This window comes from Cupriavidus sp. 01T418 (assembly GCF_056398885.1).
In genome coordinates this window covers 169,937-178,017 of record NZ_JBFTQG010000013.1, presented here as the reverse complement: position 1 = coordinate 178,017, position 8,081 = coordinate 169,937, and the positions used below count along the sequence as shown (strand labels likewise).

At 64.9% G+C, this 8,081-nt stretch carries 7 protein-coding genes; 6 read left to right on the top strand and 1 reads right to left on the bottom strand.

The annotated features are described in order from the left end of the window. From AC1DQ3_RS16155 to AC1DQ3_RS16145, 3 genes are all read left to right on the top strand, one after another. Positions 1-660 (top strand): RNA-guided endonuclease InsQ/TnpB family protein (locus AC1DQ3_RS16155; protein ID WP_477121175.1); only part of this gene is annotated, 660 nt, incomplete at its 5' end. 132 nt (positions 661-792) lie between these two features. Next, positions 793-1,497 carry a response regulator transcription factor gene (locus tag AC1DQ3_RS16150; protein WP_477121174.1) on the top strand — a complete coding sequence of 235 codons (705 nt, stop codon included), beginning with the start codon at positions 793-795 and terminating at the stop codon, positions 1,495-1,497. A 24-nt stretch (positions 1,498-1,521) separates the two neighbouring features. After that, entirely contained in the window at positions 1,522-3,162 is a 1,641-nt protein-coding gene (locus AC1DQ3_RS16145; RefSeq protein WP_477121173.1) for a sensor histidine kinase, read from the top strand. A 40-nt stretch (positions 3,163-3,202) separates the two neighbouring features. On the opposite strand, the gene AC1DQ3_RS16140 is transcribed toward AC1DQ3_RS16145, so the two are convergent. After that, a complete protein-coding gene (locus AC1DQ3_RS16140; protein WP_477121172.1) occupies positions 3,203-3,787 on the bottom strand; it encodes an SET domain-containing protein in 585 nt (194 codons plus the stop codon). A 1,375-nt stretch (positions 3,788-5,162) separates the two neighbouring features. Here AC1DQ3_RS16140 and AC1DQ3_RS16135 point away from each other — a divergent pair. The 3 genes from AC1DQ3_RS16135 to AC1DQ3_RS16125 all read left to right on the top strand — a co-directional run bounded on the left by AC1DQ3_RS16135 (position 5,163) and on the right by AC1DQ3_RS16125 (position 7,912). Then, entirely contained in the window at positions 5,163-5,441 is a 279-nt protein-coding gene (locus AC1DQ3_RS16135; RefSeq protein WP_006162250.1) for an HU family DNA-binding protein, read from the top strand. Between the two features lie 239 nt (positions 5,442-5,680). Then, the gene (locus AC1DQ3_RS16130; protein ID WP_477121171.1) at positions 5,681-6,658 is read left to right on the top strand and encodes a DUF2272 domain-containing protein; all 978 of its coding nucleotides are present in this window, start codon (positions 5,681-5,683) and stop codon (positions 6,656-6,658) included. 270 nt (positions 6,659-6,928) lie between these two features. Beyond that, positions 6,929-7,912 carry a 2-dehydropantoate 2-reductase gene (locus AC1DQ3_RS16125; RefSeq protein WP_477121170.1) on the top strand — a complete coding sequence of 328 codons (984 nt, stop codon included), beginning with the start codon at positions 6,929-6,931 and terminating at the stop codon, positions 7,910-7,912. The last annotated feature ends 169 nt before the right edge of the window (positions 7,913-8,081 follow it).

The following is an 8,081-nucleotide window of genomic DNA, read 5'->3' as shown; positions in this document are numbered from 1 at the left end:
GGCGCGGTCGGTGTGGATCTGGGTGTCTCGGCCTTGGCAACGCTCTCGACGGGAGAACCTGCGATACCCGGCCCGAAGCCTCACAAGGCGCTGCTGGTCCGCCTCAGGCACCTATCGCGCAGCCTGAGCAGAAAGCACAAAGGCTCGGCCAACCGCAAGAAGGCCAAAGCCAGGCTCGCCCGGCTGCATGCGCGGATCTCCTGCATTCGGTCCGATGCCTTGCACAAGCTCACCAGCGACCTGGCACGCCGGTTCCATACCATCGGCATCGAAGATCTGAATGTGCGCGGGATGACGAAGACCCGGCATCTGGCGCGCTCGGTGGGCGACATGGGCTTCTTCGAGTTCCGCCGGCAGATGGCGTACAAGGCGGCGATGCGCGGGGGCGTGGTGGTGGTGGCGGACCGTTGGTTTGCCAGCAGCAAGACGTGCTCGTGCTGTGGACACAAGATGGATGCGCTACCGCTGTCGGTCCGGGCGTGGACGTGCCCGACCTGCGGCACCCCGCATGACCGCGACGTGAATGCTGCGATCAACTTGAGAAGTTACGCCGTGAGTTCCACGGTGTCAGCCTGTGGAGAGGAAGGCTCTGGTCCTGGTGGCAACATCGGGACGAAACCAGCCTCGACGAAGCAGGAAGTCAGCTTTGTTCCTGTTTGAGCAGGAATGAGCAAGTCTGACTGAACGGAACCTGTAGGCAAACCGAAAGGTCGGGGGCGGCCCTGCCCTGTACAATCGGTGCCCAAGCCGTTTCTTACGTTCCAGTTTCCTTTCCAGCTTCCCTCTGCCGCCATGCGTATCCTTCTGATCGAGGACGACCGCCAGATTGCCAGTGGCGTCGAAGCCGGCCTGTCCCAGGCCGGCCACCAGGTGCGCGTGGTGCACGACGGCGTGTACGCCACCGAGCACCTGCTGCGCGAACAGCATGACCTGGTCATTCTCGATCTGGGCCTGCCCGGCATCGACGGCATGACCCTGCTGGCGCGCTACCGCGCCCGCAACCGCACCACGCCGGTCATTATCCTGACCGCGCGCGACGAACTCGAAGACAAGCTATCCGGCCTGAACGCCGGCGCCGACGACTACCTGGTCAAGCCCTTCGCCCTGCCCGAGCTGGAAGCGCGCGTGCGCGTGCTGCTGCGGCGCAGCCAGCACGGCGAAGCCGCCCCCGAGCGCGATGTGCGGCTGGGCCGGCTGCGCCTGTCGGGCAACGACCGCCGCATGTTCGTCGACGGCAAGCCGCTGGAACTCTCGCCGCGCGAGTTCGCCGTGCTGGAGCTGCTGCTACAGCGCCAGGGCCGCGTGGTCAGCAAGGCGCAGCTTCAGGACCATCTCGCGACCTTCGCGCATCCCGCGGGCGAAGGCGGCGACACGGTCGGCGATACGGCCATCGAAGTCTATGTGCACCGCGTGCGCAAGAAGCTGGAAGAAAGCGACGTGGAAATCGTCACCGTGCGCGGCTTCGGCTACCTGCTGCAGATTCGCGCCGGCACCTGACGCCGCGCATCGAGCAAGCCCGCCATGTGGCTGCGTCCACGTCCTCCCCAGCCTCCCAAGGCCCTGACCGGCACTGCCAGCGGCGCCACCGGCAAGCCTGCCGCCGCCACGGAGCATCCCGCGACCGCCGTGGCCTCCCCCCCGGCGCGCACCACCTCCACGCAAAGCCTGCGCGTACACCTGCTGCGCGCACTCGCCACACCGCTGTTCGCGCTGGTGCTGACCAGCGGCTCGCTCTCCTACTGGCTGGCGGCGCACTACACCACCCAGGTGTTCGACCGCGCCCTGTACGGGGTGGCCAACAATATCGCCCAGCAGATCCGCATTGCCGGCCCGCGCCTTGAGCAGGACATCCCGATGATCGCGCAGACGCTGGTCGAGGCCGAGGGCAGCGACCGCATCTACTGGCGCATCCAGGGCCCGGACGGGCTGATCGGCGGCACGGACACCTGGCTGGGCTACGGCACCGGACAGACTTCGCTGCGCGATGCGCGGCTGTTCTACGCCTGGTTCAGCGGGCGCCAGGTGCGCGCCGTGCGGCTGCCGGTCAATCTGCCCAGCCCGGCGTCGGATGAGCTGGCCGCCAGCGAGACCGTGCGCACTCCGCGCGGGCCCATCGTGGTAGAAGTGGCCGAGTTGCTGGACCGGCGCGAAACCGCCGCCAACGAGATCCTGCTGTCGGTGTCCGTGCCGCTGATCCTGTTGCTGGTGGTCGGCAGCCTGATCCTCTCGCACGTGCTCAAGGAAGAGCTTGTGCCGCTGCAGATCCTGACCGACAAGCTCAACCGCCAGACTGCGCGCTCGCTGGCGTCGCTCGATGAAACCCAGGTGCCGGCCGAAGTGGAGCCGCTGATCCGCGCGCTCAATGCGCTGCTGGCCAGGCTGCGCGACGCACTCTATGCGCAGCGCAAGTTCATTGCGGACGCCGCGCATCAGTTGCGCACGCCGCTGACCGCGGTGAAGCTGCATGCCGACCGCGCGGTGCTGTCGGACGATCCCGAGGCGAAGGACCACGCGCTGCGCGAGCTGCAGGCAGCGGCCGACCGCGCGGTGCGCCTGTCCAACCAGCTGCTGTCGCTGGCACGTGCCGAGCCAGGGCTATCGTTGGAGCGGCTGGGCCCGATCGAGCATTTCGACCTGGCCACGCTAGCCTTCGAGACCGGTGCCGAATGGGTGCCGCAAGCGCTGGCGCGCCAGATCGACCTGGGCTTCGAGACCTTGCCCGGTCCCACCTTCACGGGCACGGCACCGTCCAATGTGCGCGGCAACCGCCTGCTGCTGCGTGAAGCGCTCAGCAACCTGATCGACAATGCCGTGAAATATGTGCCGCCCGGCGGACGCATCACCGTGCGCGCCGGCGGCGAGACCCTTGGCCATCGGGGCATGGCGGTGGTGATGGTGGAAGACAACGGGCCTGGCATTGCGCTGGCGCGCCGCGAGGAAGTCTTCAAGCGCTTCTTCCGGGGCGACCACACGCCGGGGCCCAATGCGTCTGCGCAGCCGCCCGGCGGCGCGGGACTGGGGCTGGCGATCGTGCATGAAATCATCAGCCTGCATCACGGCACCATCCGTATCGAGGATGTGCCCGCCTCCGAGCCGGAAGGCAAGACTCGGGGGATGCGTTTCGTCATCCGCATCCCATGCGAGGCGGCGGGCACCGCCTGAGGCCAGGCGGGCACGTGTCCTGTTGCGCCGTTACTTGCCTTTACTTGCCTTTCTTTTCCTTCGGCGCCAGCATGGTCCCGCGGCACTGCGGGCTGCCGCAGCGACACTCGAATTCCTTCTTGAGCTTCCTGGTGTAGCGCGCGTCGATCACCAGCCCGTAGTCGTAGAACAATTCCTCGCCACCGGCGATGTCGCGCAGCGCATGGATGAACACGCGCCCCTTCTTCTCGCGCGCCTCGCAATTGGGCTCGCACGCATGGTTGATCCAGCGCGCGCGGTTGCCGCCGAACTTGGCGTCGATCACGTCGCCATCTTCCAGGCTGAAGTAGAAGGTGTGGTTGGGATCCGCGGGATCGTGCGGGTGGCGCTTGAGCGCCTCCTGCCACGAAATATGCTCACCCTTGTATTCGATGATGCGCTCCCCCTCGGCGATCTGCGCGAGCGCGTAGACACCCTTGCCATGCACGCCCGAACGGCGCACCTCGACGCGGTCGGAAGCGGTCTTGCGCTTGCCTTCCTTGGGGCTCTTGGGGCTTTTGGGGCTTTTGGGGCTCTTTACGCTCTTGGCATCGTCCACGTCAGTCCCGTCCTGCTTCAATTCCTCTTGCTTCGCCTGTTCCGCCATGTGCCATCCCGTATTGGTCCGCTGGCCTGCTGCTGCGCGTGGCCGTGCGCCGCCCGGCGCGATGGCGATGATACCTGCCCAGATTGGCCGCGGCATCCCCCTTGCCGACAAATCGCCGTATACGTGCGGCCAGCTCAGGTCGGTATACGCGAAGGAGGTATACGCCCCGCGACATGCAGCCATTGAAAGCCCCCCTTTCCGGCTCACGTATACCGTCCGGTTCCACCCAGCCGATGTGGATAACCCGGCAAAAATCTGTGGATAAAGACACGCGATTCATGTGGGCTGCCTGGGGTTGGCATGGGGACGCATCAGGCATAAGTCGGAGGGTTGCACCTGCCCCCCTCCTCCAGAAGGCTAAGTCATCCACGCCCGCCAACAGCCGGTCCGACCACTTCTGCTTTCCGCAACACCTTGATTTAAAAAATGTTTACCGGGTTATCCACAGAAAAGGCAGTCGTTTACCTACTACTACTATCTGTATACATGAAAGAAAGAAGTAAACCGAAGGACTGCGTCCTGCTATCGGGAAGCAAAGAGAGGCTCGCAAAAAATAAACTGCTGAGAACCGGCTTCAGGGCTGGCTTCTTTTTTGAGCAAGGCGGAATTCCCGATCACGCGAGGCCAAGCCACGTTTTTGGCCATGCCCGGAGGGGTTTATCTTGGGGAATCGACGTATACGCGTGGCGACGATGCTGCTCGAGCGAGGTATACGCGGCTCGAAGCTGCGTATACGACCCGAATCGGCCGCGGTATACGGTTGAGGGAACAGTCTGGGGCAGCGGATTTTTCCAACAACCGCGCGCCGCGAGCGAAGAGGCAAACGCGCACCGTCAATGCCATAAGCAAGGCATGCATGATGCGAATACCCAGGCAACCTTGTCATCCTGGCTTCATGCACAATAGTTCATGCGATCAACCCGAGGCCCCTGTGCCTCCCTGCCGCGCTGCAACGGGTACGCAGTGCCCCGGGCAGGGCCCGAGCGAAAGAAGCGTCTGCAGCGCCTCTGAGGCCCCTTGACGGGCAGGGATCGCCTGCGAGACCCGCCGACCGCCTGGGGCACGGCGATGCGCCTCAGAGGGGTCACAAGGCCCCTGGAGCCGTTTTTCCGGCTCGGATGCTCTGTGGGACACCCATGGGCGTTCATTCGCCTGAGGGCCATCCTGACGCCCTCCAATGCGCGGCCCGCACCTCGAAATCCCCCCAAAGCCCCAGCCGGCGCGGGCTGGCGCCGCTTGCGCTGTAACAATCTGTTCCCAGTCCGCGTGGCCTGACACGGTATGATGTGGCCCGCGGCGCCTTTGCCGGCGCTGGTACGCAGTGCGCCGGCCCAGCCAGGCGTTCTTGTTTTATCAAATCGACACGGAGTGAAGCATGACGAAAACCGAACTGATCGACGCCATCGCGGCCGGCGTGGACGGACTGACCAAGGCCAAGGCAGAGCAAGCGCTGAACGTGACGCTTGGCGCCATCATGGAAGCCGTGGCCAAGGGTGACACCCTGAGCCTGATCGGCTTTGGCACGTTCAGCCAGGGCGAGCGCGGCGAACGCATGGCTCGCAACCCGCGCACCGGCGAGGAAATCAAGGTGGAAGCCGCCAAGACCGTCAAGTTCAAGGCTGGCCAGAAGTTCAAGGACGCAGTGAACCAGTGAGGTCCCGCGGGCGGTCTCGCACCAGCCCGGTTGGATCAACCCCGCCGTGCCGCCACCCATAGCCCGATGGCGCAGGTGAGCGCCAGGCGGGGGGCGTTATCCACAATATTTTCCCGCTAGTTATCCTGCCCCTTCGCGGTATACGCCGCACCCCTTGCAAGCCCGGTAAAATCGTCCTCTATCGGCGCCTTCCCTCAGTAAATACAAGGGGCTTGGCCGTCCAGCCCAGCAGGCTTCCCATGTCCCTTCGATCGCGGCCAGGCAGATTTCCACAGCTTTATTCACAACGTTTCCCACAAAATTTTCCACAGGCGAGCCTGCTCGGACTGAGCTTGATGACGGCACTTGCGCTGCTGTCGGGTTGCACCACGCCATCCCAGCCGGCGCGGCCCCAGGCGATCCCGCTGCCTGACACGGAACGCCCCGTGACGACGCCTGGCGCCACGCAGCGCCAGCGCATCGTAGAGATCGCCCGGCAGGAATGGCAGCGCTGGGGAGGCCAGACCGTGCGCCTGGGTCGCGACGACACCGCGTGCGTGGTCGATAGCCCACTGCCGGCGCCGCTACTGCCCGGCATGCCAGCCGTAACCGACACCGGGGGCAATCCGGATACCGGCGGCAGCGCGGACCGGTCGGCCGACCGCGAGGACGAGGAAAGCAGCGAATCGGGCTGCCTGCGCTTCCCCGACGGCACCGGCATGGAGGCCACCCCCCAGGGCTGCAATCTGGCGCAACGCTATTGGGGCATCGTTGGCAAGGCCGTCACCTGCGCCGAGATCACCCAGGGCAACTGGGCCTGGTCCGCGGTCTTTATTTCCTGGGTGATGCGCAAGGCGGGCCTGAGCGAACGCCAGTTCCTCACCGGCGATTCGCATTCGATGTACGTGGTGGACGCGCGCGATGGCATCCTGCCGGCGCCGGCCTTCCGCATCGAACCGCTGCCCGCCATGCCGCGGCCGGGGGACGTGATTTGTGCCGGGCGCGGCAGCGACAAGTACCTGGCCAGCCCGGCCGCGATCGGCTTTGGCACGACGCCCATGCATTGCGACATCGTGGTCGAGGTGGACCCGGCGGCACGCCTGGTCAAGGCCATTGGCGGCAATGTCCAGCAATCGGTCTCGATGGAACTGATCGAACTGGGCGATTCCGGCATGATCGATGGCGTGACCAACGCGCACATGCCGTGGCTGCTGATCATGCGCAACACGCTGCCCTGAGCCTAGGTGGGCCAACTCCGGCTTGACCCGGCCGGCAGGGACATTAACATGATAATTAATCGCGCCGCCGCGATCCGGCGCAAGTGCACGCGCGACTCGCTGCGGTTCAATCCCAAGTTCGGCGCTGGCGAGGATATGTTCGCGGCGTTGATACAAGAAATCGATGCGATAGATAGTTCGTATCATGATTTATCGTTATTGATTCGTTGTGTGAATAACGTGGTAGCGTAGCATTTCAATCCGCTTCCGAAAACTCCGAGAGAGAAGGCCATGACATCTCTTTGCATCGTCGGCGCTGGCGCGGTCGGCGGCTTTATCGGCGCACGGCTTGCCCGTTCCGGCCAGGCGCTCAATGTGCTGGCGCGTGGGCAGACCCTGTCCACCCTCCGCGCGCAGGGCCTGACCCTGGTCGAAGGCGAGCGCAGCGAGACCTTCCAGGTCCGCGCGGAAGGCGATCCCGCAGCGCTAGGTACGCAGGAAGTGGTGATCCTGGCGGTGAAGGCGCCTGCATTGCCGCAACTGGCGCAGGCCATCGGCCCCTTGATCGGGCCAGAGACAGTGGTGGTCACGGCGATGAACGGCGTGCCTTGGTGGTTCTTCGAGCGTCCCGGCCCGCACGCCGGGCTGTCGCTGCGCAGCGTGGATCCGGACGGCGCCATCGCGCGCGCCATCCCCGCCGCGCAGGTGATCGGCTGCGTGGTGCACCTGACCGCCTCCACGCCGGCACCGGCCACGGTGCGCCACGGCTTTGGCGCGCGCCTGATCCTGGGCGCGGCCGGCGGTGATTCAGGGATGGCGGCCGGCAAGCTCGAAGCCGTGGCCGGCCTGCTTGCCAGAGGCGGCCTGGAGATCGAGCGCAGCGCCACCATCCAGCAGGACATCTGGTTCAAGCTGTGGGGCAATATGACGATGAACCCGGTCTCCGTGCTGACCGGCGCCACTTGCGACCGGATTCTCGACGACCCGCTGGTCAACCGCTTCTGCCTGGCGGTGATGGAGGAAGCTGGACGGATCGGCGCGCAGATCGGTTGCCCGATCGCGCAAAGCGGCGAAGAGCGCAGCCAGGTGACTCGCAAGCTGGGGGCCTTCAAGACCTCGATGCTGCAGGATGCGCAAGCCGGGCGCCCGCTGGAGATCGATGCGCTGGTGGCATCCGTTCGGGAAATTGGCTTGCACGTCGGGATTGCTACCCCGAATATCGATGCGCTGCTGGGCCTGGTGCGGCTACATGCCCAGGTACGCGGGCTTTACTGAGGGGGCAGGCCCCGTCAAAGCCGCGTGTGAACGGGTGTATGGCAAAAAATATTCTACCCATCAATTTAGATTGGCGTTATTTTGCTTTAAAAATAGATGACGAGAATTTTTTTCTGGAATCCTGTGACCATGACCGCCCGGCCTTTCGGCACAGCCGCCCGAAACCACG

Excerpts from the sequence above, each read along its gene's own strand:
- AC1DQ3_RS16125 (WP_477121170.1), top strand. The coding sequence starts at position 6,929 with ATGACATCTCTTTGCATCGTCGGCGCTGGCGCGGTCGGCGGCTTTATC.
- AC1DQ3_RS16140 (WP_477121172.1), bottom strand. The coding sequence starts at position 3,787 with ATGGCGGAACAGGCGAAGCAAGAGGAATTGAAGCAGGACGGGACTGAC.
- AC1DQ3_RS16135 (WP_006162250.1), top strand. The coding sequence starts at position 5,163 with ATGACGAAAACCGAACTGATCGACGCCATCGCGGCCGGCGTGGACGGA.
- AC1DQ3_RS16145 (WP_477121173.1), top strand. The coding sequence starts at position 1,522 with ATGTGGCTGCGTCCACGTCCTCCCCAGCCTCCCAAGGCCCTGACCGGC.
- AC1DQ3_RS16130 (WP_477121171.1), top strand. The coding sequence starts at position 5,681 with ATGTCCCTTCGATCGCGGCCAGGCAGATTTCCACAGCTTTATTCACAA.
- AC1DQ3_RS16150 (WP_477121174.1), top strand. The coding sequence starts at position 793 with ATGCGTATCCTTCTGATCGAGGACGACCGCCAGATTGCCAGTGGCGTC.